The sequence below is a fragment of the Streptomyces sp. NBC_00239 genome (assembly GCF_036194065.1).
In the GTDB taxonomy this organism is placed as follows: Bacteria; Actinomycetota; Actinomycetes; order Streptomycetales; family Streptomycetaceae; genus Streptomyces.
In genome coordinates this window covers 8,124,809-8,150,536 of sequence record NZ_CP108095.1, presented here as the reverse complement: position 1 = coordinate 8,150,536, position 25,728 = coordinate 8,124,809, and the positions used below count along the sequence as shown (strand labels likewise).

Annotated in this window: 21 protein-coding genes and 2 pseudogenes; 13 read left to right on the top strand and 10 right to left on the bottom strand. The window is 72.0% G+C overall.

The features are described from left to right. Positions 1-79: 79 nt before the first annotated feature. The gene (locus OG764_RS35980; RefSeq protein ID WP_328972545.1) at positions 80-1,408 is read right to left on the bottom strand and encodes a hypothetical protein; all 1,329 of its coding nucleotides are present in this window, start codon (positions 1,406-1,408) and stop codon (positions 80-82) included. A 233-nt stretch (positions 1,409-1,641) separates the two neighbouring features. Between OG764_RS35980 and OG764_RS35975 the strand changes: the two genes are divergently transcribed. Further along, positions 1,642-2,604, top strand: a complete 963-nt coding sequence (locus OG764_RS35975; RefSeq protein WP_328972544.1) for a hypothetical protein — start codon at positions 1,642-1,644, stop codon at positions 2,602-2,604. 201 nt (positions 2,605-2,805) lie between these two features. After that, a complete protein-coding gene (locus OG764_RS35970; protein WP_328972543.1) occupies positions 2,806-3,885 on the top strand; it encodes a carboxylate-amine ligase in 1,080 nt (359 codons plus the stop codon). A 406-nt stretch (positions 3,886-4,291) separates the two neighbouring features. Here the strand turns inward: OG764_RS35970 and OG764_RS35965 are convergent, their stop codons facing one another. Continuing rightward, on the bottom strand, positions 4,292-4,567 hold the full coding sequence (locus OG764_RS35965) for an isoamylase early set domain-containing protein (protein WP_328972542.1): 276 nt from the start codon (positions 4,565-4,567) through the stop codon (positions 4,292-4,294). Positions 4,568-4,888: 321 nt separating this feature from the next. On the opposite strand from OG764_RS35965, the gene OG764_RS35960 reads away from it, so the two are divergent. From OG764_RS35960 to OG764_RS35945, 4 genes are all read left to right on the top strand, one after another. After that, positions 4,889-5,314 carry a hypothetical protein gene (locus tag OG764_RS35960; RefSeq protein ID WP_328972541.1) on the top strand — a complete coding sequence of 142 codons (426 nt, stop codon included), beginning with the start codon at positions 4,889-4,891 and terminating at the stop codon, positions 5,312-5,314. Between the two features lie 111 nt (positions 5,315-5,425). Continuing rightward, positions 5,426-6,049, top strand: a complete 624-nt coding sequence (locus OG764_RS35955; RefSeq protein ID WP_328972540.1) for a hypothetical protein — start codon at positions 5,426-5,428, stop codon at positions 6,047-6,049. A 256-nt stretch (positions 6,050-6,305) separates the two neighbouring features. Next, positions 6,306-6,944: a hypothetical protein gene (locus OG764_RS35950; protein WP_328972539.1), complete on the top strand. Its 639-nt coding sequence runs from the start codon at positions 6,306-6,308 to the stop codon at positions 6,942-6,944. Between the two features lie 564 nt (positions 6,945-7,508). Continuing rightward, on the top strand, positions 7,509-9,683 hold the full coding sequence (locus OG764_RS35945) for a LamG-like jellyroll fold domain-containing protein (RefSeq protein ID WP_328972538.1): 2,175 nt from the start codon (positions 7,509-7,511) through the stop codon (positions 9,681-9,683). A 148-nt stretch (positions 9,684-9,831) separates the two neighbouring features. On the opposite strand, the gene OG764_RS35940 is transcribed toward OG764_RS35945, so the two are convergent. Further along, the gene (locus OG764_RS35940) at positions 9,832-12,195 is read right to left on the bottom strand and encodes an Orn/Lys/Arg decarboxylase N-terminal domain-containing protein (RefSeq protein ID WP_328972537.1); all 2,364 of its coding nucleotides are present in this window, start codon (positions 12,193-12,195) and stop codon (positions 9,832-9,834) included. A 201-nt stretch (positions 12,196-12,396) separates the two neighbouring features. Further along, positions 12,397-13,086, bottom strand: coding sequence for an HAD family hydrolase (locus tag OG764_RS35935; RefSeq protein WP_328972536.1), 690 nt, complete (start codon positions 13,084-13,086; stop codon positions 12,397-12,399). A gap of 243 nt (positions 13,087-13,329) precedes the next feature. On the opposite strand from OG764_RS35935, the gene OG764_RS35930 reads away from it, so the two are divergent. Further along, positions 13,330-14,343: an SPFH domain-containing protein gene (locus OG764_RS35930; RefSeq protein WP_328972535.1), complete on the top strand. Its 1,014-nt coding sequence runs from the start codon at positions 13,330-13,332 to the stop codon at positions 14,341-14,343. Beyond that, on the top strand, positions 14,340-15,236 hold the full coding sequence (locus OG764_RS35925; protein ID WP_328972534.1) for a hypothetical protein: 897 nt from the start codon (positions 14,340-14,342) through the stop codon (positions 15,234-15,236). The genes OG764_RS35930 and OG764_RS35925 overlap by 4 nt, the downstream gene beginning before the upstream one ends. Positions 15,237-15,346: 110 nt before the next feature. On the opposite strand, the gene OG764_RS35920 is transcribed toward OG764_RS35925, so the two are convergent. Continuing rightward, positions 15,347-16,642 (bottom strand): MFS transporter, encoded by a 1,296-nt coding sequence (locus OG764_RS35920; RefSeq protein WP_328972533.1) that lies wholly within the window; start codon positions 16,640-16,642, stop codon positions 15,347-15,349. A 155-nt stretch (positions 16,643-16,797) separates the two neighbouring features. On the opposite strand from OG764_RS35920, the gene OG764_RS35915 reads away from it, so the two are divergent. Further along, entirely contained in the window at positions 16,798-18,246 is a 1,449-nt protein-coding gene (locus OG764_RS35915) for a hypothetical protein (protein WP_328972532.1), read from the top strand. A gap of 106 nt (positions 18,247-18,352) precedes the next feature. Here the strand turns inward: OG764_RS35915 and OG764_RS35910 are convergent, their stop codons facing one another. The 4 genes from OG764_RS35910 to OG764_RS35895 all read right to left on the bottom strand — a co-directional run bounded on the left by OG764_RS35910 (position 18,353) and on the right by OG764_RS35895 (position 20,368). Beyond that, positions 18,353-18,793: an alpha/beta fold hydrolase gene (locus OG764_RS35910; protein WP_328972531.1), complete on the bottom strand. Its 441-nt coding sequence runs from the start codon at positions 18,791-18,793 to the stop codon at positions 18,353-18,355. A gap of 175 nt (positions 18,794-18,968) precedes the next feature. Then, positions 18,969-19,421: an iron chaperone gene (locus OG764_RS35905; protein WP_328972530.1), complete on the bottom strand. Its 453-nt coding sequence runs from the start codon at positions 19,419-19,421 to the stop codon at positions 18,969-18,971. 129 nt (positions 19,422-19,550) lie between these two features. Further along, the gene (locus OG764_RS35900; RefSeq protein WP_328972529.1) at positions 19,551-20,003 is read right to left on the bottom strand and encodes a pyridoxamine 5'-phosphate oxidase family protein; all 453 of its coding nucleotides are present in this window, start codon (positions 20,001-20,003) and stop codon (positions 19,551-19,553) included. A gap of 8 nt (positions 20,004-20,011) precedes the next feature. Beyond that, complete coding sequence (locus tag OG764_RS35895; protein WP_328972528.1) at positions 20,012-20,368, bottom strand: VOC family protein; 357 nt, start codon at positions 20,366-20,368, stop codon at positions 20,012-20,014. Positions 20,369-20,522: 154 nt separating this feature from the next. On the opposite strand from OG764_RS35895, the gene OG764_RS35890 reads away from it, so the two are divergent. The 3 genes and pseudogenes from OG764_RS35890 to OG764_RS35880 all read left to right on the top strand — a co-directional run. Then, complete coding sequence (locus OG764_RS35890) at positions 20,523-23,342, top strand: ATP-binding protein (protein WP_328972527.1); 2,820 nt, start codon at positions 20,523-20,525, stop codon at positions 23,340-23,342. A gap of 97 nt (positions 23,343-23,439) precedes the next feature. Next, positions 23,440-23,613 (top strand): annotated as a pseudogene (locus OG764_RS35885) (antibiotic acetyltransferase); the annotation flags it as partial. 167 nt (positions 23,614-23,780) lie between these two features. After that, a pseudogene (locus tag OG764_RS35880) lies at positions 23,781-24,074 on the top strand (MarR family transcriptional regulator); the annotation flags it as partial. A gap of 62 nt (positions 24,075-24,136) precedes the next feature. Here OG764_RS35880 and OG764_RS35875 read toward each other — a convergent pair. Next, positions 24,137-24,727: a TetR/AcrR family transcriptional regulator gene (locus OG764_RS35875; RefSeq protein WP_328972526.1), complete on the bottom strand. Its 591-nt coding sequence runs from the start codon at positions 24,725-24,727 to the stop codon at positions 24,137-24,139. Positions 24,728-24,799: 72 nt separating this feature from the next. Here OG764_RS35875 and OG764_RS35870 point away from each other — a divergent pair, with 72 nt between their 5' ends. After that, a complete protein-coding gene (locus tag OG764_RS35870; protein ID WP_328972525.1) occupies positions 24,800-25,630 on the top strand; it encodes a class I SAM-dependent methyltransferase in 831 nt (276 codons plus the stop codon). The last annotated feature ends 98 nt before the right edge of the window (positions 25,631-25,728 follow it).

Here is a 25,728-nt window from a genome sequence, read left to right as displayed (position 1 = left end):
GCTCCCTCAGATGATCGCCACGCAGGCGGCGGCCCGGTCCCGGTCCCCCTTCAAGGGGACGGTGCTCACCGGGTGCCGGCTATCGTTCCGCCGGACGCTCCGCCTCCGTGCTCACCCGGCCGCCGGCCGCCAGCAGCGCCAGTACGGCGAGCACCGCGAGGAGGATGAGGACCAGCAGCAGGACCGTGAGCACCGTGGGGTGGTTCCACAGGGCGAACACGAGGGCGAGGACGAGCAGCACGCCGGTGGTGAGCCAGCGCCGGCGGGCTTGCACCCACGTACCGACCCGGCCGGTGTGTACCCCGTGGGAGGAGCCCCAGCCGGCAGCGGAGTCCGCCGCGCGTTCAGCCGTGCCTCGCACACCGCGTGGCAGCCGCCCTCCGCCGGACAGGTAGGCGCCGATGGCCACCACGACTCCGAGGACCATCGCAGTGCGGAGGCTGACCCTCAGGAACCGCACGAGCGTGTCGAAGATCGCCGCTGCGGCGGCAGGCGACTGGACCTGCTCCGGGAGGTGGTCGAGGTAGTAGCGGCGGGCGACGACGAGGCCGATGGCGACGATCAGACAGGCAGCGGCTGCGCACAGCATGGTGGTGACCAGCGCACGGCGTCGGCGCCGTGCGACCAGCACCCCGATGGCGCCGAGGACCACCGTGAGCACGGGAAGCCAGTTGCCCAGGACGTCGAGGAGGTGGACCGCGCCTCTGATCTTCGCAAGCTTGTCGGACTGGAAGAGCACCATCTGCTTGTCGACCGCGGGGATCTTCTCGGCAGGAGCGATCCCCGCCTTCACGAGGTCCTGCTTGACGGTCTCCACGGCAGCCCCGACATCGAGCGTGACGGTGCCGCCCTCGACTCCCACAGCGCCACGGCCCTCACCGGTCAGCGCGTGCACCACGGAGGAGTGAGCAGCGCGGTTGGCCGTCGTCCAGACCCTCTCGAACCGGTCGCTCTCCACGAAGCGGGTCGCCACCTTGGAGACAGCCGCATCGGCGGCGGAGTCCAGCTGCGGGCCCAGCGCCTTGACCGCCGTGCCGACACGGGCCGGCAGCCCCTGCGATTCGAGCCATTGCGCGAGGTCGGACGCTACCTGGGCCCCGTCGACCCGGACGTCGGCCGCCTCGGTGATACGGCGCGCGGAGGCCGCTTCGATCGCCGGGTCGGAGGCGAGGGGAGCGACGGTGGACACGTACCGGTCGGTGTCCAACACGATGTCGTGCACCCAGACGGTGAGGATCGAGAGCGGTACGAGGATGCAGGTGAGCGTGATCAGCACCGCCGAGACGGCACTCGTCACGATCCGCCGGCCACGCGGTCCACCCGCCCGAGCCGGTGCGGGCGCCCCGGCGGGCGGCTCGGGCGGCTCGGGCGGCTCGGGCGGCTCGGGCGGCTCGGGCGGCACACTCATGACACTCCCTGGGGACGGCTGTGGCGAAGGCGGGCTCCCGGCCATTGGACACGCGGCAGCGCAGGTCCGCGCGTTCAGTTGCGCCCATCGTGGGAGGCACCAGGCCGGACCACCGGTGGCTCGTTAGGCTGGCAGGTAGACGTTCGGCTCCATCAGAACTCCGTCAGAAGCCCAGCTTCCAACGGGCGCCGAGAAGCTTCGGCTCCGCACCACTCGTACGACTGGAGCGTCGCGTGTCATACCGCCTGCGGCCCAGCCTGGCGCGAACGACCGTTGTGGCCGGCTTCGCGATTGCCCTGGCCGCTGCGCCGTCCGACCCCGCGCACGCGTTCACCGGTGGCAACCACGAGACCATCACACGGGCAGCCCTGCCTTGGGAGCCGGCCACCCTGTTCGAGATGGCTGATGCGCGCGACGGGGCGATCAACGCAAATGACCACGGCGGATACTTCCTCCTCGGCCCTCTGCACTGCGACAACGCCGACTACCTCGCACCCCGCTACGTCGAGGACTACCCCCGCAGCCGGGACGAGGCCACCACCGAGCTCCTCGCCTGTATCCGTACCTCCGTCGCCCGCTTCCGGAACGCGGTCCGAGCGGCCGACGGCTTGGTCGACGTACACGGCAAGGTCCGGGCCGACCAGACCGACCTGTCGTCCCCCTGCACCTCGAAGGAGACTCCCGACCGCGCCAAGTGCGACGTGCTGGAACAGCTCGGTCGCGGCTGGCACCAGCTCCAGGACTTCTACTCGCACTCGAACTGGTCCGACCGGGCCGCGCCCGGCCCGGTCGGCCCCGCCGACCCTCCCGGACTGGGACGCACCGATGTGCCCGCCTTCTTCGACATCCGCCGCTACAGCACCATGACGGACGCCGACTGGACATGGGAAGCGCGCACCCGGATACCCGTGGACCTCACGACCGGCTGCTACTCCGACTTCGATTCCACCGGTGTCAAGGACGACTGCGTCGGCCGAGTCGCGCACAACCGCGCCCTGAACAAGGACACCGCCGCGTCCCGCCGCTCCAAAACCGATGCCAACTTCAACCGCGCCATTTCCGGGGCCACCGCCGAGACCACCCGTCAGTGGAACGACTTCAAGGCCGAACTGCTCAGGACCTATCCGGACGACCGGCGCGGCGAGCAGATGATCTGCGCCCTCGTCCACGACGACCCGCAGTCGAGCTGCCCCTGAACGGTCACGGCCGTGCAGCAGTCGTCCCCGGCGGGTGTCGAGGAGGCGTGATGACCCGGCTCTGCGGCATCCGACGGCGCCGGCAGCATTTCACCCGCAACGGACCCGCACTGACGCGGCGAGCGTCCGTTTGCCTCCCTCCTTTGCGTCGAAACGGCGCTTCTCCTGGGTGATCGCAACGGTTCGGGGTAGTCACATATCGTGATCACTTTTGGGGTCGAGGAGGAGTACCTGCTGGTCCACCCGGAGACCCTCCTGCCCACTCCGCTCGTGCAGGAAGTGCGTGCCGCGGCCCGCCTTGCGCCGATCGCGGACGAGCAGGAGGTCCAGGACGAGCTGCTGCAGGCGCAGATCGAAATCGCCACCCCGGTGTGCACAGCGCTGGAGGAGGTGGGGGGCCATCTCCTGCGTCTGCGTCATGCGGTCGCTTCCGCCGCCCGGGCGAACGGCTGCCGCATCGCGATCTCCGCCACTGCGCCGGTCAGGGACGTGGCACCCGTGCCCGTCACCAGCACGGCGAGGTATCTGAAGATGGCGGGAGAGGCCCGCCTGCTGGCCGACGAGCAGCTGATCTGCGGGATGCACGTCCACGTGGGCGTCCCGGACCGGGAAACCGGAGTGGCTGTCCTGAACCGGCTGCGGATCTGGCTTCCGACACTGCTGGCGATGTCGTCGAACGGGCCCCTGTGGGACGGGCGGGACACCGGGTACGCCAGCTGGCGCACGATCCTCTTCGGCCGGTGGCCGGTCAGCGGCCCACCGCCGTACTTCTCAGGAATCGCGGACTACGAGGCACGGGCCGACGGACTGCTGGAATCGGGGGTGGTCCCGGACCGCGGGCAGTTGTACTGGCACGCCCGGCTCTCGGAGCGGTACCCGACCGTCGAGGTGCGCTGCTGTGACGTGCAGCTGGAGGCGGACGACGCCGTCATGCTCGCCGGGGTCGTCCGCGCGCTCGCCGCCACCGCGATCGCCGAGGAGAAGGCGGGCGCCGCCCCGGCGATGTGCCGGTCCGAGGTCCTGCAGGCCGCGACGTGGCATGCGGCCCGGCACGGGCTGGGCAGCACTTTGGTGGACCCGGCCGGGCGGATGCGGAGCAGCGGGGACGTGCTGTGCATGCTGCTGCGGCACATCACGCCCGCTCTCGAAGAGAGCGGCGACTTCCGCGAAGTGAGCGCGCTCGTCCACCGGCTTCTCCAGCAGGGCACCGCGGCCGACCGCCAGCGCCGGGCGTTGGCCGAAGCCGGTCTACCGGCGGTCGCGGCCCTGATCACCGCATGATTGATCCGCCATCGCGTGGGTTCACGGGTGCGGGAGCGGAGCCGACGGCCGCCCGGCTGGATACCGTCTCGCCGTTCGCCGACGCGGCCGGCGGTGCGCGTTCAGGCTGCTGTCGCGTCGCCGGTGTGGTCGCATCTCCTCATGAAAGATCCGTTCGCGTGCGACGACCCGACCGTCTTCTCGTCTTTCGCCCCGGCTGACCGTGCGGCGGCTCGCCGTACGGTGGCCGCGCATGCCCAGAGTCCGGCGGAGTTGGAGATGCTGCTCGACATGCTCGGGCTGGTTCCCGATGAGAAGCCGGTACGGACGACGACGTCAGGACCAGGACCTGAACGCCTGGGCGGTTGACGCCTCCTGCTCGGCACGTTGTCGTCCGTCTCCCGGCGGCTACCAGGGGCAGTACCCCTCAGGTGTGCAGGCGGCTGTTGATCCCGTCGTGGGCGTCCGCGGCTTCGTCGTCGAACCAGTAGTCCCCCGCGGCCAGGTAGCGGAAGGAGTGGACGCTCTTGCCGGGCAGGGCCACGGTGACGGCGCGCATGCCGTCGCGCCGCGGGGCCAGGGTGTGGGTACCGGGCTGCCAGTCGTTGAAGTCGCCGACGACGCTGACCGGGCCGGGCGGGGTGTCGGCGGGCAGGACGAAGGTGACTTCGGTGCGGTCCTTGCGCTGCTTGCGTTCGAGCACGGGAAGGGCTCCTGACTGCAGGGCGGGCGACTGTGTGTGCCCATGTTCGGGCTGCCGCGGCGCTCTGCCGACGGACGCGGCCGGGACGCCGCTGCGGCTTCACTCGCCCAGAGCTGCCCCGGACAAACGTGTCTGCGCGCGATCGGCAGCGGGGGTGGCCGGCATGAGCCGAGGTGAACCGCCACCCCGCACCAGCGAGCACCGCCATTCGCGAGATCCTGATGGTGAGCGTGGGGGTGCGGAACGTGCTTGATCGTGCGTATGTGGTGATGGGTTCCGCGTGGATCCGTACGGCTGAGCCATCTCACTTGAGGAGTCCCCATGAAGCGTCTTCCCGTGATCGGCATGCTCTGCGCTACCGCGCTCTTCGGTCTCACCGGCTGCTCCGACGACAGCTCGCCCTCGGAGGAGGCCTCGAACGCCGCGAGTGAGCTGTGCACCGACCTGTCCGAGCTCAAGGCCGACAACGCCAAGCTCAGAGCGCTCAACCCGTCGTCCGCGACCAAGGACCAGGTGCAGGAGGCCTACGACGCCGTCCAGGACGACTGGGACAGCGTCAAGGAGAACGCGAGCCAGCTCAAGGAAGCCGAGCGCTCGGCCGTCCAGACCGCTGCCGAGGACCTGAGGAAGGCCTACGACGCCCTTCCGGGCGAGACCACGGGCCAGGACGCGCTGGCCAAGCTGCAGCCCCAGATCCTCAAGCTGGACGAGGCCACCACCTCAGCGGCCACCGGTCTCAGCTGCTGACAACGGCTTCTCCCTGCAGCCGGTGGGAGGTTGAGGCCGGGAGCCCACAACGGCAGGGTCCGCCAGGGACCGCTGCCGCGCCTCTGGACCGAGCCCCGTTACTCTGCCCCCGTGAACGATACGGATCAGGCGCGGGGTTTGCCCGACTGGCGGGTCCTCGTCGTCGGGGGTGCCTCGGGCATGGGGAAGACCGGCGTCAGCCGGGCCTTGGCACGACGCTACGACGTACCCGTCGTGGAGGTCGACGACATCGTGGAGGCCCTCCTCGCGGTGACACTCCCCGAGCACCTGCCGGACGTCCACTTCTGGCGCACCCACCCGGACGCCTCCCGCCGGACGCCCGAGTCGGTGGTCGAGCGCCAGATCGCGATCGCCGAGGCGCTGACGCCGGCGATCGAGGCGGTGGTCGCCAACCATGTGGGCACCGACACCCCGGTGATACTCGAAGGGGACTACGTCCTGCCCCTACCTGTGGCGCCCGAAGGGCCGGTGCGTGCCGTCTTCCTCCACGAGGACGACACGGCGCAGGTGACGGCCAACTACCTGTCCCGGGAGCCGGAGGCCGGACCTCAGTGCCACCGTGCACGCGCCAGCGTGCTGTACGGCCGGTGGCTCGCCGCGCGGGCACGGGCGGTTGGCGTACCGGTCATCGCTCCGCGTCCGTGGGAGGACTTGGCCGGCCGTGTCGCCGAGGCGGTGGAGAATACGGGGCGGCGAGGGTCTCCCGCTGCGTGACCGAGGCCGGATACGGGCCGACCGGACCTCCTCATGCCCCTCCACCGGCGGCCGGCCCAGTGCGTTCCGTCCGATCAGATGATCCGTCGGCTCGGCGCGGCGAAAGTACCGTCATCCGCGGTAAAGGGAATGCATGAGCACCCCATCCACACCCGGACCGCCGCGCGGACCCTTGCACCCCACTTCGGATTCCCAGCCGACGGCTCGGCGCCGTCGGTGGCGCACACTTCCCGCGGTCGCAGGCGCCGCAGTCCTCGTGGCTGCCCTGGTGGCGGGGGTGGTGTACTTCATCGGCCAGGGGGAGGGGGAGGACGAGAAACCCGCAGCGCTCTCCCCCACGACCGCCCGGGAGCTCGCACAGCGGGTGACCCTGACGCCGGCGGACTGGGGTCCGGTCTTCACCCAGGGCGATCCGTACGAGTACGACGCGATGTTGGAACAGTTCACCGACCACGAGTGCCGCTATGTGACCCAGCCCGTGCTCAAAGCGCTGACCAGCCTGCGGCGCTTGACGCAGCAGACGGGCGAATCGGTGATTGCGTCATCTTCTCTCATCGTTTACGAGACGGCGGGCGCCGCGCAGGCCGATGTCGACCGGCGCCGGGACGACACCTCACGGTGCGCGACGGTGCAGGACGCATCGAGCGAGAGGCAGTGGACCGGTATCGGCATGGTGGAGGTTCCCGCCCTCAAGGGTTTCGACCAGATCGTCACCGAGGAAGGCAGGGAGACGATCAGCGAATCCGGCGAGAAGAAAGATGGCTATTACAGCTACTTCAGTGGACGCAAGGGACAGTTCCTGATGACGGCCTACGTTGCCCGCGACGGCACACAGGAACAAAACCGGGAGCGGGCGGCCAAGGCCCTCCAGCTCATGCTGAGCCGCCTGCCCTGAAGCTCCGAAAGACAGCACAGCAGGGGCTCCTGGACGACCTGGCCGCCGGCCGCGGGACAAGGTACGGAGCCGGCAATGGTGCAGCGGCGCCCTGCGTCGATACGCCTCGACCCGGCAGGCTTTTCTCTCGATTCAGTAACGGACACGGAGGGGAGGCCCGAGGTGCAGCTCGCCCGCCGGCACAACTCTGCTATTTCCCAAAGAGATTGACGTTACATCAGCTGTAATCGGCGGGTAACGGTCAGGCGTCTCGCCCCGAGTTACCGTTTGCCCGAATTCTCCGGCGTTCCCCTCTGGCACCCTTTCGCCGACACCCTCCTCCAATCCGGGATCTTCGAGGTACTGATGGTGACCGAAAGACGTCGTGAAGGACACGAGCAGCGGCGCGAGCCGGGCGATCACCCCGGGCTCCCCGGACTCCCCCGACCTCTCGGGCGCGTCGGGCGTGTGGGGCGCGGACGCAGAGGGCTGAGGACCGCCCTTGTCCTGTCGCTGGCGGGCGCCGGTGTCGGCGTCGGGGCGGGCTTGGTCGTGACGCCGCAGGCCTCGGCCGTCACGCCGCCCGTGTCCTTCACCGCAGACAACCTGCCCGCCTGGCAGACCAACGGCATCGTATGGGCGATGGCGCAGGTGAACGGAACGGTGTTCACCGGTGGCACCTTCTCCGAGCTCCGTCCGCCCGCCGGTGCGTCCGGCGCTCCGCAGCAGGCGGTGAACTTCGCGGCGCTCGACGCCGCGACGGGCAGTCCCACCGCGTGCCGGCTCTCCTTCACCGCCACCAGTGGCACCGCGACCGTGCGCGCCCTCGTCGTCTCGAAGGACAAGAAGACCCTCTACGCGGGGGGCCGGTTCGGCGCCGTCAACGGCATCAAGGTCTCCAACGTCGCCGCGATCGACATAGCCGGTTGCACTCCGAAGGCGGCCTTCCGCCCGGGGTTCTCCGCGACCGTGCGCGCACTCGCCGTCTCCGCCGGCGCACTGTACGCGGCGGGCGACTTCGGCACCGTCCAGGGCAAGTCCCGCGGTAAGTTCGCCGCGGTCGACGCCGCCACGGGAGCCCTCAAGCCCTTCACGGCGAACGCCGACGAATCCGGCCGCGCCATCGAGCTCACCCCGGACGGCAAGAGCGTGCTGCTCGGCGGCGAATTCTTCACCGTCAACGGCGCCGGCAGCCACGCGCTCGCCGTGGTGGACGCGACGTCCGGTGCGGTGAAGAAGACGTACGACACCTTCCACCGCCTCTCGTGGGTGATGGACATCGCCACCGACGCGAACGGCTTCTACACCGGCAACCAGGGGAACGCCGGAGGCGTGTTCGACGGCCGCGCCTCCTTCAGCCTGAGCGACTTCGGCGAGCGGTGGCGCGACCGCTGCCTGGGGGCGACCCAGAACGTGCTGCCGTACGAGGGCGTGCTCTACGTCTCCTCCCACGCGCACGACTGCGCCACCGAAGGCGAGTTCCCCGACGACGGAAAGCGCCGCTACCTGATGGCGCAGCCCACCCGGCACGAAGGCACCTCGCCGGCACCGGTGGACGGATTCACACCCGGCCCGCGCAAGCTCGGCTGGTTCCCTGCCGTCAACGGCGGGATCGGCGAGGGCGTCGGCCCGCGCGTCATGGCCGTCGCGGCGAAGGGCGGCGCGTTGTACCTGTGGGTGGGCGGTGAGTTCACCACCGTCAACGGCAAGCCCCAGCAGGGCCTCACCCGCTTCGCGTCAACCGGCGACGTCGGCGCACCGACCACTCCGGTCGTGAGCGTCGGCGGCTTCAAGCCCGGCGAGGTCCAGGTCCGCTGGCGCACCAGCTACGACGCCGACGACAGCAAGCTGACGTACCGGATCTACCGCAACGGCTCGGCCACCCCCCTCCACACGATGACCGCCGACTCCCTGGAGTTCGAGCGGCGGCAGGCCTCCTGGACCGACACCACGGTCACGTCCGGCCAGACCTACACCTATCGGGTCACGGCCACCGACCGTGCGGGCAACACGAGTGCACGGTCGACGACCGTCTCCGTGACGGTCCCGACCTCCGTGCAGGCGTACCCGAACCAGGTCCGTGCCGACGGCGCCGGCCTGTACTGGCGCTACGACGACACCGTGAGCCCGTACGTGGCGGACTCCTCGAACGGCGGCGAGACCAGCGGCATCCAGGTGGGAGCGCCGGCCCTGCGGCAGACGCCAGGAGCCGTCACGGGCAGCAGCACGGCCATGGGCTTCAACGGCACGAGCCAGCAGGTCCACAGCGACCACCGCCAGAAGGTCGGCAGCTCCTACAGCATCGAGACGTGGTTCAAGACCGGCACCGCGCGCGGCGGCAAGCTCATCGGCTTCGGCAGCCACACCACATGGCTCAGCAGGCAGTACGACGCGCACCTCTACATGACCGACACCGGTCGTCTGGTGTTCGGCGTCTACCCCGGATCGGTATCCGTCATCGCCACGCAGTGGTACGAGACGTACAACGACGACCGGTGGCACCACGTCGTCGCGACCCAGGGCCCGGCCGGAATGGCCCTGTACGTCGACGGCCGGATCAAGGGCACGCTGAACGTCGCCGCGCACGGGGACTACACGGGCTACTGGCACGTCGGCGGCGACAACCTCGCCGGGTGGCCCGGCCGGCCGCCGAGCGATCTGTTCGCCGGCCTGCTCGACGAGACGGCCGTTTACCCGAAGGAACTCACCGCCGCCCAGGTGAGGAACCACTTCGACTTGGCGACGACGCCCTCGCGGTGACCCCGGCCGCCGCGCATCTTCTGCGCGGCGCCGCTCGGGCCGGCGATCCCCCGCACCTCCCCGCCCGCACCGGGCGGGGAGGCAGCCGCCGTCAGGCCCGGGGCCGAGCCCCGCGACGGGCTGTCACACCGCGGACTTACGCCGTTTTTCAGACACGCTCCACGCCGTCGGCATCGGCGTCGCGCAGGCACTCGATCAGGTAGTCGCCCGTCTCCGGGTCGACGGTGACGCCGTGGGCCTCGCTGCCGAATCCCGGGAAGGCGCGGTCGAAGGCTTCGAGGGCGCCGAGGTAGCGCAGGAGGGCGCCGTCGGGGGTGCCGAGGGATTCGCCGGGCATGAGGACGGGGATGCCGGGCGGGGTGACGGTCACCATGGCGGCGGCGACCCGGTGTGCGGCGTCGGCCAGGCGCAGGCGTTCGGTGCCGCCGCGGATCAGCTGCTGGTAGCAGTGGCGGGGCGGGTGGACGGGCTGGGGCAGGTCCTGGAAGGCCTCGTCGAGGGCGTTGATGAAGGCGCCGCGGGTGAGGTGCTCGTGCATGTGCGCGCACAGTTCGCGCAGGGTGGTGTCGCGGTAGCGCGCCGGGTGGCGGGCGGTGAGGGCGGGCAGGACGCGGTCGAGCGGGGCGTCGGTGTCGTAGAGGGTCTTGAAGTCCATCAGGGCGTCCATGAGGGTGCCCCACTTGCCCTTGGTGATGCCCATGGAGAAGAGGATGAGCGTGGTGTAGCTGTCGGTCTTCTCGACGACGATGCCCCGGGTGGCGAGGTACTCGGTGAGGACGCGGGCGGGGATGCCCCACGGCTGGGTTTCGCCGGTGGCGGTGACTCCGGGGCAGGTGAGGGTGACCTTGACGGGGTCGAGGAGGGCGTAACCGTCGACGAGGTCGCGGAAGCCGTGCCAGGGCGCGCCGGGTTCGAGCTGCCAGCAGGCGGGCTCGATGGCGAGCAGCGCGGTGGGGGCGTCGGCGAAGGGGATGCGGGAGCCGGTGGCGGGGTCGGTGACGTGCTCGGGCTGCCAGACGCCGAAGAACCAGTCGGGCCGGTCCGCGGCGGCGGAGATCCGGCGGCCCGTGCGTACGACGGCCTGCCGGAAGCGGATCGCCTCGGTGACGGCTTCGTCGATCAGCCAGCGGCCCTGCGGTCCGTCCATCATCGCGGTGGCCACGTCCAGCGAGGCGATGCCGGGGTAGAAGGCGGAGGTGGTGCCGTGCATCATGAACGCTTCGTTGAAGCGGTCGTGTTCCACGGGTGCGCGGGGTGCGGGCCGTACGTGGACCATGGCGCACTGCGAGAGCGCGGCGAGCAGCTTGTGGGTGGAGTGGGTGGCGAACACGGTCGGCCGCTCGGCCTCTTCGAGGGTGTCGGGGCCGACGGCCATGCCGTACCGCCCCCGGTAGAGGGGGTGGAAGCGGGCGTAGGCGAACCAGGCCTCGTCGAAGTGCAGGCGGGGCGTGCTCTGGGCGAGGGCGCGGGCGGTGGCGACGGTGTCGTAGCAGAGGCCGTCGTAGGTGGAGTTGGTGATGACCGCGTACTGCGCGTGCGGTGAGACGGCGCCGGCGGTGAGCGGGTTGGCGGCGATCCGGGCGGCGACGGCTGCCGGTGCGGTGGCGGTGGGGGGCACCGGTCCGGCGAGTCCGTAGCCGTTGCGCGTGGGGACGAGGTAGACGGGGCGGGCGCCGGAGACGACCAGTCCGTGCAGGACCGACTTGTGGCAATTGCGGTCGACGAGGGCGATCTCGTCGGCGGTGACGCTGTAGTGGCCGACCATGCGGTTGCAGGTGGAGTCGCCGTGCAGGACGAAGTAGGTGCGTTCCGCGCCGAAGACGCGGGCGGCGTTGCGTTCGGCCTCGCCGATCGGTCCGCTGTGCTCGTAGAGCGAGCCGAGTTCGCCGACCGAGATGGACAGGTCGGTGCGGAAGAGGCGCTCTCCGTAGTAGTCGAAGAAGGCCCGCCCGGCGGGCGACTTCAGGAAGGCGACGCCGCCGGAGTGGGCGGGGGTGTGCCAGGAGTACTCGTGGGCGTCGTCGAAGCGGCGCAGGGCGCGGAAGAAGGGCGGCAGCACCTCCTTGAGGTACGTACGAGCGGCTGCCGCGACCCGGCCGGCGATGAAGGCGGGGGTGTCCTCCAGCGGCCAGATGTAGCCGACGACGGTCTCCGACACCCAGAGCGGCAGGTGTTCCAGGTCGTGGTCGGAACTGTCGGTCATCAGCAGGAACACCGGCAGGTCCTTGAAGCGGTGCCGGATCCGGTCCAGCACCTCCGCCCCGCCGGTCGGCAGGGCCGCTTCCCCGGCCGGGGTGCCCGAAGGCAGGCGCGGCAGGTCCCAGGCCACCACGGCGGCGGCGAGTCCCGCCTCCGTCTGCAGCATCGCCCGCGCGTCGCGCGCATCGGCCGCACGCCGCAGTTCGAGCCCCCGGTTTTCCAGTTCCTTCCCGATCCGACGCAGTTGCTCGGCGCTCACCCCGCCGCCGAGGGGGTCCTCACGCAGTGCCAGCAGCACCGTGCCGTTCGCCATGGGTCCGTCCGCCTTTCACCCGGAGCGCCCCGTCAGCCCGGGGCACGAAAACCGCCCCGCCCCCGGCCACGGACGGCAGGTGGTGGGCGGCCCACAGTCTGGCGGGCGCACCACCCGCGCGACGGGACGATTCCACCGGTTCACCCGCACGAAGCCACCTGCCACCCGCACTTGACCCGGTCATATGAATCAGGGTGTCCCTCACAGCTCCCGCAGGACCTCCGTCAGAGCGCCGGGCCGCTGCTCGACGGGCAGGTGCTCGACCAGGTGCACCCGGCATCCGAGGGCCGCCGCGCCGCCGTCCGCCTGCCGGCTGTCGCCGACCATCAGGACCTCCTCGGGCGGCAGGCCGAGCGCCTCGCAGGCGGCCGCGAAGAGCCGCGCGTCCGGTTTCTGGACGCCCTCCTCGTACGAGAGCAGGTACGCGTCGACGAGCTCGTACACGCCGTGGTGGCGGAACACCGGCCTCAGGTCCCAGCCGATGTTGCTGACGACGGCGACGGGCACCCCGCGCCCGCGCAGGGCGCGCAGCGTCGCGTCCGTGTCCGGGTACGGGCGCCAGGCGGCCGGGGTGTGGTGACGGTCGTACAGCGGCTCCACGAGCTCCGGCCAGGGCAGTCCGGCGCCGCGCGTGAGCGCCGTGTACACCGAGCGGTGGGCCTGGGGGCTCAGGTCGCGGGTCTCCCACTCCTGCACCAGGTGATGCGGCAGCCGCGCGGGCGAGGCGCCCCCCGGCAGCGCTCCGGCCTCCTCCAGGCGGGCGGCGCACGCGGCGAGCTCCGCCTCCGTCGCCTCGACTCCTGCTGCGTCCACGACGGCGCGCAGCCAGTCCGCCGTCGGCTCCACGCGGAAGAGCGTCCCCGAGAAGTCGAACATCACGCCTTTGATCATGACCTGATCCTCACCCCCGACTCCTCGCGGGCACAAGCCCCTCGGACCCGGCGCCGCTCGTCGGCGCAGGCAGCCCGCAGGCCGGAGCTCACACTTTCCGATCCCGCGGGCGGCCGGGCCGTGTCGTGAGGGTCCTCGGGCGCCCGCGGTTCAGGCCGACCCGGAACGAATCTTTTTCGTCCTCTTGACGATATCGATACACGGCGATTATCGTCACGATGACGAAATAGAGGGGGGTCCACCATGGCCGACATCACCCGGCGCTTCGGCTGGCGTCATCTGCGATCCGCGCCCACCGCCCACATCCGCCACCACAAGCGCGGCCGGCTCGCCCATGACGGCCGGGGGCTCAGTTTCTGGTACCGGTCGCTGTCAGCGGCGCTGTCCGAAGTACCCGTCGACGACCGGGAGCTGGCCATGGCCTTCCATGCCCGTACGGCCGACTTCCAGGACGTCACCGTGCAGGCCACCGTCACCTACCGGATCAACGACCCGGCCGCGGCCGCGGACCGGCTCGACTTCTCCGTCGACCCGGACACCGGCACCTGGCGCGGCGCGCCCTTGGAGCAGATCTCCACCCTTCTCACCGAGACCGCGCAGCAGCACACGCTGGACGTGCTGGCCCGGACCCCGCTGGCCGGCGCCCTGGTGGACGGAGTCGCCTCCGTACGGCAGAGCGTCGCCGCCGGTCTCGCCGCCGAGCCCAGGCTCCCGGCCACCGGCATCGAGGTGGTGACCGTGCGGGTCGTCGCGATCCGGCCCGAGGCCGAGGTGGAGCGCGCCCTGCGCACACCGGCCCGCGAGCAGATCCAGCAGGAGGCGGACCGGGCCACGTACGAACGGCGGGCCGTCGCCGTCGAACGCGAGCGTGCGATCGCCGAGAACGAGCTGGCCAGTCAGATCGAACTGGCCCGGCGCGAGGAGGAGCTGGTCGAGCAGCGCGGCATCAACTCCCGCCGCGAGGCCGAGGAGAAGGCGGCGGCCGACAGCGTGCGCACCGAGGCCGAGGCGGCCCGCAAGGTCCGTCTGGCCCTCGCGGACGCCGAGGCGGCACGCGCGACGGGCTCGGCGCGCGCCGAGGCGCAGTCCGCCTGGCTGGCGGTGCACGGCGAGGCCGGCCCGGCCACGCTGTACGCGCTGGCGGCGACCCGGATGGCGGAGAACCTGCCGCGGGTCGAGAGCATCACGCTCTCCCCGGACGTCCTCACCGGCCTCCTCAGCAAGCTCGGGCGTCCGGACTCCGGGGCGGACGCGTGAGCCTGGCCCCGCGCGCGGTGCTCGTGCACCGCAGGACCGAGTACGAGGAACTGGTCGCCCGGCACGGGACACACGGGCAGGCCGCGTTCTTCCTGTCCAGCCGGGGCCGTTCGATCAGCGAGGTGGTCGAACGCCACGGTCGGACCCGGCAGGCGCTGCGGGAGGTGGCGGCGGCGGTACCGCTCACCTGGCGCAGCTCCCAGGTGGAGCGGGCGGACCTGGACCGCTTCCTGTTCGGGCCGGAGGACGTGGTGGTCGTGGTCGGGCAGGACGGCCTGGTCGCCAACACCGCGAAGTACCTGACCGGACAGCCGGTGGTCGGCATCGACACCGACCCGGGACGCAACCCCGGAATCCTGGTCCGTCACCGCTGCGCCGACACGGCCGCCCTCCTGCGTACCGCGAGCACCGGGGGGCAGACGGAGGACCTGACCATGGTCGAGGCGGTCGCCGACGACACCCAGCGCCTTCTCGCACTGAACGAGATCTACCTGGGGCCGCCCGGCCATCAGACGGCCCGCTACCGCCTGGGCCCCGACGGTGAGCAGGGCCCGGGCGAGGCCCAGGCGTCCTCCGGGGTGCTCGTCGGCACCGGCACCGGGGCCACCGGCTGGCTGCGCTCCCTGTGGCTGGAGCGCGGCAGCACCGTACGACTGCCCGCACCGTGCGACCGCCGGCTCCTGTGGTTCGTGCGCGAGGCCTGGCCGTCGCCCGCGACCGGGACCTCAAGGGTGGCGGGCGAGTTGGAATCGGAGCAGGGGCTGCGGCTGACCGTGGAGTCGGACCGGATGACGGTGTTCGGCGACGGGATGGAGGCCGATTCCCTGCAGCTGACCTGGGGCCAGAGCGTACGACTGGGCATCGCCGCAACATCGCTGCGCCTGCTGACGTGAGCGTCCGGCCCGGCCGGCCGTATCGCTCTCCTCCCTTTCCCCGCTCGTTCGAAGCGCCGCGGCCGACGGCTCCGGACGCGGCCGCCGCCGGGAAGCCTTCGGAGCACCGGTCAGGCGGCCGGGGTCGGGGCGGCGGGCTCGCGGGCGGCGCGGCGGCGGATCGCGTCCTCGTCGGTACGGGCGTCGTACGTGAACAGTTTCGGGAGCAGCGCGGACAGGACGGCCACCGAGGCCACGCAGGCCACGCCACCGGTCCAGAACGCGGAGCGGGTACCGGTCCAGCCCGCCGTCGTGCCCGCCCGGACCTGGCCGAGCTGCGGGCCGACGCTGTACGAGAGGACCTCGATGCCCGCCAGGCGGCCGCGCAGCTCCTCGGGGATGGTCTGGTTCCAGATCGTGGCGCGGCCGAGACCGCTGAGCATGTCGCCCGCGCCCGCCACGGCCAGGCAGGCCAGCACCACCCAGATGCTGCCGGTCCACCCCGCCGCCGCCACGGCCAGGCCCCAGACGGTCGCCCCGCCGATCACCAGCAGCCCGTGCCGGTGGACCCGGGAGGTCCAGCCGCTGGTCAGGCCCAGCAGGAGGGAACCGACCGCGCCCGCCGCGTACATCAGGCCCAGGGCCCACACCGCGTCCAGTTCGTCCGCGAGGAACGGGAAGATCGTGTTGGGGAAGGCGAAGAACATCGCCGCGAGGTCCACCGCGTACGTGCCGAGCAGCACCGGCCTGCTCCACGCGTACCGGGCGCCCTCGGCTATGGAGCGCAGCGAGGGCCGTTCGGCACCGTGGACGGGGGGTGCGGGCGCCAGCCGGGTGCACAGCAGGACGGAGACCGCGAAGCCGATCACCGTGATGGTGTAGGCGGAGGCGTACCCCGCGTACGCGACGACCACGCCCGCCAGGGAGGGCGCGGCGATGGCGCCGACGTTGTAGCGCAGTGAGTTCAGTGCTGCCGCGGCGGTCATCTGGTCGTGCGGGACGATCCGGGCCATCAGGGAGTCGAGGGCGGGCCGTTGGAGGCCCGCGAGGCCGGAGACCCCGGCGGCGACCACGTACAGCGGCCACAGGAGGGGGGTCGGGAGCAGCGCGTTGACCAGCAGGATCAGGGCCAGGACGCCGAGTCCGACCTCGGTGAGCAGTATCAGCCGCCGCCGGTCCACGGCGTCCGCGAGTGCCCCGCCGTAGAGGCCGCAGACCACCATCGGGATCAGCTCCACCGCGCCCATCGCACCCACCGCGAGGGGCGAGTCCGTGAGGTGCTTGATCTGGAGCGGCAGGGCGATCATCGCCATGAAGGAGCCGAAGAACGTGACCGTGCCCTGCCAGAACAGCAGCCGGAAGTCCCGGCTGGAACGCCAGGGGGCCAGGTCGGGCAGGAGGGCGGCGAGGCGGCGGGGGGTACTCACGACGGATCATCGTGCGCGAGTCAAGGGAATCGGACAAATCATTTATGAGGCCGTCCTGGACGACACACCGAGGCCCGATCCCCCGACTTCCGGCGTTACCGTTTCGTGATCTTCGGGGCCACAACTTCGCGCACCGCTCGCGGATCCAACCCGGCATGAAGAAGATCCCGCTGCTGACCGTGGCCGCCGTGGCGGCGCTGGGCCTCGCGGCCCCGTACGCGCAGGCCGTACCGGGCGCCGAGGCACCGGCACCGGCGTCCGTACCGGCACCGGCACCGGCGCCGGCCGCAGCGGGGGCGGCACCCCGCGAGCTCCGCCTGACCGCCGCCGCCGAAATCGCCGTACCCGTGCACGGCGGCGTCAAGACGCCGCCGTCGAAGACCTTCACCGTGAACATCCGCGCCAGCGTCGAGGGGAACAACACCCCCGTCAAGCGCACCGTCACCCTCGACTTCGGCTCCCTCAAGGGCAAGGCCGACTGGGGTGTGAGCAGCCGCAGTTGCCGGCGCACCGGGGACACCGCCGTCTGTGAGGACTCCGACGCCATCCCCACATCGCGGGCCGTGTCGAGCGTATGGGTCCGCGCCGCCAAGGGCGCGAAGTCCGGCGTCACCGGCCGGGTCGAGGTCACCGCCACGGCGGCCGGCGCCACCGTCAAGCCGTGGACGGTCAAGGTCGACGTCGGCGGCCACGACCTGCGGATCACGCGGGGCGACGTGCCCCAGAGCATCCCGGCCGGCTCGTCCCTGCCGCTGCCCGTCTCCTTCTCCAACAAGGGCACCGAGCCGGCCAAGGGCCTCCTGGTGTGGCTGCGCACGACCCGGGGACTCGGCTTCGCCAAGCGGTACGGCAACTGTGCCTACGGCGTGTTCGCGGACATCAAGCGCAACGCCGCCCTGTGCACGATCCCGGGCACCGTCGCCGCCGGCTCCACCTGGCGGCTGACCGAGTCGCCCACCGTCAAGGCCGGCCCGCGGGCCGACTCCGAGTGGATCGACTACGGCGTCTTCGCGGACACCAAGGAGACGCTCGCCGCGCTCCGCAAGGGCGGCACCTGGGCCCAGGGCACCGGCCCCGCCCTGACGGTGACGAAGGTGCGCACGGCGCCGCTGGCCGTGGACCTGGAGGAGACCGACAACTGGGCCGCCGCCTGGCTGACCGTCCAGGACCCCGCGGAGTTCGCCGCCGTCGGCGCCGCCGTCCGCGGCCGGGCGGGCCGGACCGTCGGCGCCTCCTTCGGCTTCGACTTCAAGGGGCCCGGCGCGAGCGCGACGGACGACAGGGCCCGGCTGGTCACGCGGGTGACCCTGCCCGACGGCGTACGTGCCACCACGCTGCCCGCGCAGTGCCGGGCCTCGACCCGGCAGGGCAGGATCCACTACCTCTGCGTACAGAGCGCCCGCACGTACACAGCCGGCGACAAGCCCCGCTTCGCGTTCAAGCTGAGGATCGACCGGATGGTGGCGGGCGCCAAGGGCGAGGTGTGGCTCTACCGCGAGTACGCGGCCGGACACCCGAACGCTCCCGGCCCCGGCCCCCAGCGCCCCGCAGGCGACACCGACCCCAAGGACGACCGCGCGGCCATCACCGTCGCCGCGCCGTAGACCGGACCGGGACGCTCAGGCCATCGGCGCGTCCGGCCGAGGCTTCTCCCTGATGCGCGGGACAGCGCAGAGCGACCCCCGCACTCTCGGAGCCGTCCTCGGAGGCCTATTGGAACTCTCGCAGGGCGCGGGCGGTGGCCTGGGCGAAGGCCTCCGGGTTGTCCAGCATGATGTTGTGCCCGCAGTCCGCGATCGACACCACCTCGACTCCCGCCTCGGTGAGTTCCTGGGCTCCGGGAAGCGGCGGGTCGGCCTCCGGTCGCAGGCAGGCACGCGGTATCGGCAGGGCCGTCAGCACGTCGCGGATCGCAGGCTCGGTGACGAGCGCCCGGTGCACCGCACTGCGGTACAGCGCCTCTCGACCGGCCAGCCGCATGGTGGACCACCAGTGCGGCCCGGCGCTCTCGCGAACCTGGCGCCATCCGCCGGCCAGGAACTCCTCCTCGGTACGAGCGGCGATGCCGCTCGCCCCGGGCCCGCCGTGCACCGCCCGCGCCACCTGCCGCACCGAGCTGCGCTGGCTGGACACCACCCTGAAAGCGCTCACCTCCGGGGCCGAAACACCCTGACGCTCGGGCCCGTCCGGGGCACTCGAGGCCGTCCCGCCCCGAGGTGGCGCCGTGGCCGCGCAGGCCTCGGCACCGCCCGGCTGCACCACCTTGATCCCGCGGGACAACTGCCGTTGCGTACGCGGCAGATGAGGGCCACCTACCGGGCGCGCCTCAGCTCACCGCCTGCTTCACGAGGGCGGCGATCCGCGCCTCCGCCTCGGCCGTCACCTCGGTCAGGGCGAAGGCGGCCGCCCACATCGGGCCGTCGTCCAGCTTCGCCTGGTCGCTGAAGCCGAGCGTCGCGTAGCGCGCCTTGAACTTCTCGGCGCTCTGGAAGTAGCAGACGACCTTGCCGTCCAGCGCGTACGAGGGCATGCCGTACCAGAGCTTCGGCGCGAGGACCGGGGCGGTGGCGGTGATGACGGCGTGGACGCGCTCGGCCATGGTCCGGTCCGCGTCCTGCATCTCCGCGATCTTCGCGAGCACGTCCTGGTGCTCCTGCGCCGCCTTGTCCGCCTTCGAGCCGCGGCGGGCCGCCTTCTTGAGGTCCTGTGCGTGGTCCTTCATCGCGGCTCGCTCCTCGGCCGTGAATCCCTCGTGTGCGCGGTTGTCGGTGCTGCTCATGGTGGATCTCCTTGTGAGGCTCTGGATGTGTGGATCTTGAAGCGGGGCCCTACGGGCCCGTGTTCGGGGGCCGTGCCACCGGCTCGGGAGGGCTTGGCCCCCGGCCGTGCGGCGGGAGCGGGCGGGGCGTCAGACCAGCCAGCGACCGTCGCGCATCAGCTCACAGTCCGCCAGCTCATTCTCCTCCCGCCAGGCCCGGATGCGGTGAGGAGTGATACGGAACCAGCGGTACCGGGTGGCGAGGGAGCGCGGGTCGAAGCCGGTGCGTGCGGCGAACCGGCCACCCAGGTGCGGCGGCAGGGCATCGATGGCGAGGACCTCGACGTGACCCTCGATCATGGCGACGTCACGGGTGTGGCCGAGGGCGAGCCGAGCGGTCCGGGTGGCGGCCAGGTTCCGGCCGGTGGGGCTTTCCGCCGGGGTGGCCGCCAAGAGCACCTCGCCGTCCCAGTCGAAGGACAGCGGTACCAGGTGTGGGACGCCGTCCGCCGAGGCACTGGCCACCCAGACGTCGATGTCGCGGCCGAGCCGGTGCTCGGTGTCGCGACGACGCTGTGCGCGGGAGCGGGGTGGGGTGCTCATCGGGGTGCTCATCGGTCCTGCACCAGTCCGATGGGGTTGCCGTCGGGGTCGATGGCGGTGGCCACCAGGCGGCCGCCGCCGACGTCGTGCGCGGGCTCCTTGACGGTGGCGCCCGCGGCGGTCAGTTCGGCGAGCTTCGCCTCGATGTCCGACACGTGCCAGTAGGCCAGCGACGCCGTCAGGCCCTGCGGCCCGCCGCCCGGGAGGAGGCCGACGTGCTGGCCGGCGGCCTCGAAGCCGACGTAGTGGGGCCCGTCGGTCTGCGGGGCGACACCGAGCAGCGCGGCGTACACCGCCTTGGCCTGGGCGAGGTCGGACACGGGATGCAGCACGGTCTTCATCCCCTGGGTGGAAGAGCTGGTCACGGTCACTCCTGTCGTCGCGGAACCGATCCGCCCGGTGTGGTCCGCCGGGCTCGTTCCCTGTGATCACAGCTTCCCCCGGGCAGGGTACGGAGCGCCTCCGTGCTGGCCACGGAATGCACTACGGATACGGGGAAGCACTACGGATAATGACCCGGTGTCCACTCCAGTGATCTCAGCTCGGGAAGCCGACGTGCTCGCGCTGCTCGGGGAGCATCTGAGCAACGCAGAGATAGCCGCGCGGCTGTTCATCTCCGTACGGACGGTCGAGTCGCACGTCTCCTCGCTGCTGCGGAAGTTGGAGGTGCCGGACCGGCGGGCGCTGTCCCGGCACGCGCCCGAACCGTCGCGTGCCGAGCAGGCGCGCCCGGCACCCGCGCTCCCGGCCCCGCTGACGGCGTTCGTCGGCCGGACACGGGAACGCGGGGAGCTGGCCGCGGCGGTGACGGCACGTCGGCTGGTGACCGCCGTCGGTCTGGGCGGGGTCGGCAAGACGCGGCTCGCGCTGGCGGTGGCGGCTGACGTGGCGGGCGACTTCGCCGACGGGGTGTGCTTCGTCGACCTGGTCCCGGTCACCGATCCCGGGCGGGTGGGCGCGGCGGTCGCGGCGGCCATGGGCGTGGGCGAGCAGCCCGGGCGCGGCATCGACGACGCCCTGGTGGCCGCGCTGGCGGACCGTCAGGCGCTGCTGGTACTGGACAACTGCGAGCAGGTGCGCGACGGGGTGGCGCCGTTCCTGGAACGGCTGCTCGTGGCGTGCCCGGGGATACGGGTGCTCGCGACCAGCCGGGCCCGGCTGATGGTGCCGTTCGAGTGGGTCTTCCCGGTTCCGCCGCTGTCGCGCGTCGGCGGCGGCGAGTCGGACGCGGTGGCCTTGTTCCTGGAGCGGGCGGCGGCGGTCGGCAGGGCCCCGGCCCCGGCGGAACGCGACCGGATCGCGGCGCTGTGCGAACGGCTCGACGGCATGGCGCTGGCCATCGAACTGGCGGCGGCCCGGTGGTCCACACTCGGTTTGGACGGCCTGGCGGCCGGCCTCGGCGACCAGCTCCGGATCCTCGCCGGCGGCCCCCGTGCCGACGGCAGGCACCGGTCGGTGCGGGCCGTCCTCGACTGGAGCCACGACCTGCTCGAGCCGCAGGACCGGGCACTGCTGCGGCGGGTGTCGGCGTTCGTCGCTCCGTTCACCGCCGAGGCGGCCGCCGAGGTGGCCGAGTTCGGTCCGGCGGGGGCGGCCGCGGTCGCCGACGGGCTCGGCAGGCTCGCCGAGCAGAGCCTGCTCGCCGTGACCCCGTCCGACACCGGCACCCGCTACCAGGCGCTGGAGACCCTCCGTCAGTACGGCACGGAGCGGCTCGCCGACGCCGGTGAGCTCGACGATGTCCGGTCGCGCCACCTGGCATGGTGCCTGGCCGGTGCGGCCGGCCTCCAGGAAGGCGGCGGCTCGGACTGGCGAGTGCGGTTCGATGCGGTCGCGGAGGACCTGCGGGCCGCCTTGACCTGGGCCGCGGGCCGGCCGGAGCAGCGCGCGGACGCGTGCCGTCTCGCCCTGGCCATGGCTGAGCTGGCCTTCACCCGGAACCTGCTGGGCGAGGCCCAACAGCGTTACGAGCAGGCGGCCTTGCTCACTGCCGACGCCGACGCCGCAACCACATTGCGGCAGGCCGCCGGGGTGGCGGGGTGCCGCAGGCTCGGCGACGACATGTACCGCCTGCACCAGGCCGCCGCCGAAGCCGCCCGCCGGGCCGGGGACGGCGCCGGGGCCGCCCGCGACCTGGCGGCTGCCGCCACCGCCGCGTACCGCTTCTCCAGCACGTTCGTCAGCCGGGTTCCGTCCGCGGAGGAGGTGACCGGCCTGCTCGCGGCGGCGCGCGAGCAGGCCGATGACGACGACCCGGCCGCCGAGGCGGCTCTCGCGCTGGCCGAGGCCGCGGTGGTCGCGGACGCGTTCGGCGCGGTCCAGGGGGCTCCCGACAACACCGCACCGGACACCGTCGCGTGCGCCGAACGGGCCGTCGAACTCGCCCGGCGCGCGGGCGACCCGGTGGCACGGTCCGCAGCCCTCGACGCGCTCTCCGGCGCCCAGAGCTGGGCGGGTGAGAGCTTCGCCGCCGCGGCCGCCGCCCGGGCCCGGATCGGCATCCTGACCTCGGCACCGAGCGCCCCTGCCCGGACGCACGAGCTGATCGACGCCCTCGCCATGGCCGCCGCGACCGCCGTCGGTACGGGCGAGCTGTCGGCGGCCCGCCGGTGGGGCGACCAGCTCGCGGGCCAGCCGCAGCTGGCCGAGGTGGGCGACCACGCCACGTCCTGGCTGCTGGTCGCGGACGCGTTCGCGGGCCATGCCGACGCGGTGCTCACCAGCAGCGTGCGCTTCCTCGACGCGTGGGAGCAGTCCGGCCGGCAACGGTCCTTCTCACTCGGTCCGGCCGCGGCGTCCGTCGCGATGATCCACGGCTTGCGAGGCGACGACGAGGCCCGGGCGACCTGGCTCACGATCACCGACCGGACAGGCAGCAAGGAAGACCACCACCACGGCCACGGCGCCGTCTTCGACGCCATGGTCCTGCTCCACCACGGGGACGCGGACGCGGCCCTGGAGCGCATCGCGCCCGAGCCGGAGCAGGTGTGGAAGTGGGTCTGCTGGGTGTGGCTGCACTGGTACACGGCGCTCCGGGCCGAGGCAGCGGTCCTCGCCGGGCACCCGGACGCCCGGGCGCGGGTCGCCGCCGCCCGGGCCGTGGTCGCCGGGAACCCGGTCGCCACCGCCCTGGTGGACCGGGCGGAGGCGCTGCTCGGCGAAGATCTGCCGCAGTTGCTCGCCACCGCGTCGGCCTTCGAGGCGGCCGGCTGCCGCTACCAGTGGGCGCGCACGCTCCTGCTCGCCGGGGGCGCGCACGCCGCGACCGGCGCGTCCGCCCTGGCCGACCTCGGACTCGCACCCATGGCCTCCCGGCAGCCGCCCCACTGGCGCCCGTGAACAACACGTCGCCGCTCGGCCCGGGACGGCCGTCACGTTCACCCGCAACCCGAAGTCCCAGTCCGCGCACCCGCGATCGCCGACCTGGAGTGACTGAATGAATCGTCTCCCCGCCGACCCGACGGTGCTTCACCCGTTTCCCGAACAGCCGCGCGTGGTCCTGCTGAAGCCGCTGGTGACCTCGCCGCTGATCGAGGTCGGGGAGTACTCCTACTACGACGACCCCGACGACCCGACCGGCTTCGAGACCCGTAACGTCCTTTACCACTACCGGGTCGTCATGTCCGGCACGGTCGACGAACTGGAGGAGATCGCACCCAGGGCCTGAGCCGGCCTCCGCCCCCCTGCGCCGGCGCAGGGGGCGAGCCGGTCCCCGCTCCAGGACCGTGACGGTGGCGACGACCTGACAGCGTGGTGGAGGCCTTCTCCTCTCTTGACGGCCTCGCCCACGAGGCCGTGACCCGGCACCTGCGTGACGCCATGGCCAGAATCGATGCCACCCCGCCTCAGTACTGGGTGCTCAACCGCGTAACCGACGGGCCGGCGGCACCCGGCCGGGCAGACGTGATCGCCCAGCTGCCCCCTCTTGGCAACGGGCAGAACGAGATCTCCCGGGTCATCGACCGGCTGCTCCACCGTGGCTGGCCACGGATCGACACCGGACAGAACCTGCACCTCACCGATGCCGGCGACGCTGCCAGGGTCCGGCTGCGCACGATGATCGCCAAAGTCGAGGGAGGCGGGGTCTCCTGACCACTTCATCCGTCCGGAGCCCTCATCCCACGCGCGGGCCGTCAGCTCGTCCTCGGCGAGGTCAGGGCTCCGGCGATGACGGTGATCACCATCTTGCGGACGGCGGCGGTCTGCGGTGGGGCGCTCGTCCGGTCGGCGAACAGCAGGTGCCCGGCCCCGACGAGGGTGGGGGCGAGTGTGTCGATGTCGGCGTCACCGGCCAAGCGCCCCGACTCCCGCTCGGCGGTGAGGTACGCGGCGATCATGGCGGTGCCCTGCACAGCCAGCGGGATGCCGGTCAGACCGGCCTCGCACAGCCGGGCACGGAGGCCGCCGCGGAAGGCGATGAGCGCGACGATCGCCACCGTGACCGGCCCGAACAAGTCCTGAAGTGCGTCGGAGAGGTTGTCCACCACGCTTGCGGTGCCGGCGGCCGCGCGCAGAGTCGTGGTTCGGTCCTCGATGCCGCGGACGCGGTCGAGGACCAGTTCCGCCAGGAAAGCGTCGAAGTCGGTGAAGTGCCGGTGCAGCACGCCCTTGGCGCAGTTCGCCTCGTCCGTGACCGCCCGGCTGGTCAACGCGTCGGGCCCGTCCCGAAGCAGGACGCGCTCAGCGGCTTCGAACAACTGGCCTCGCGCGTTGTGGATGTGCACCCCTGTCGGCATTGTCTCCCTTTCCGCCCCGTCCCGCTCAGCAAGTGGGCGACTGCCCACTATTGTGGGCGCATGCCCACTTTATCGCAGGGACAGCCGGACGAGTCCGGACCCGAGCCCCACCTCCACCGGCAGACGGCCGAGTCGTTCGGTGTGGACGCCGAACGCTACGACCGCGCCCGACCTCCGTACCCCGAGGCCCTGGTGGACAGGATCATCGCGGCGAGCCCCGGTCGGCACGTCCTCGACGTCGGAGCCGGTACCGGCATCGAGGCCCGGCAGTTCCAGGCGGCCGGCTGCACGGTGCTCGGTGTCGAGCCCGACGAGCGGATGGCCGCCTTCGCGCGACGCAACCGTGTCGATGTCGAGGTCGCCAGGTTCGAGGCCTGGGAGCCGGCCGGGCGGCAGTTCGACGCGGTCATCTCCGGCACCGCCTGGCACTGGGTGGACCCCGTCGTCGGCGCGGCCAAAGCGGCCCGAGTGCTCCGGCCCGGCGGCCGGCTCGCCCCCTTCCACCACGTCCCCCAGCTCCCGGCCGAGGTCGTCGACGCCCTCGCGACAGCACTCCGACGGGTCGCCCCCGACATCCCGTTCAACCCAGGACTGCTGAGCGGATCGGCCATGGACGCCTATCGGCCACTGTTCGCGAGAATCGCCGACGGGATCCGGCAGACCGGCAGGTTCAGCGAGCCGGAACAATGGCGCTTCGCATGGGAGCGCACTTACACCCGGGAGGAGTGGCTCGACCAGCTGCCCACCTTCGGCGGCCTCACCCGACTCCCCCCAGACAAAATGGCGGAAGTCCTGGACAGCGCCGGGACTGCGATCGACAGGCTCGGCGGCCACGCCACCATGCCCTACACGTCCGTCGTGATCACCTCGACCCGCTCCCCTACGGCCTGACCACCACGGAAAGCCCGCAGCCCCACCGGCCCGCGCGGGACCGCTCGGATCCCGCCAGCCCCGACACCACCCGCAGCACCGTCCCGCACACGGCGCGA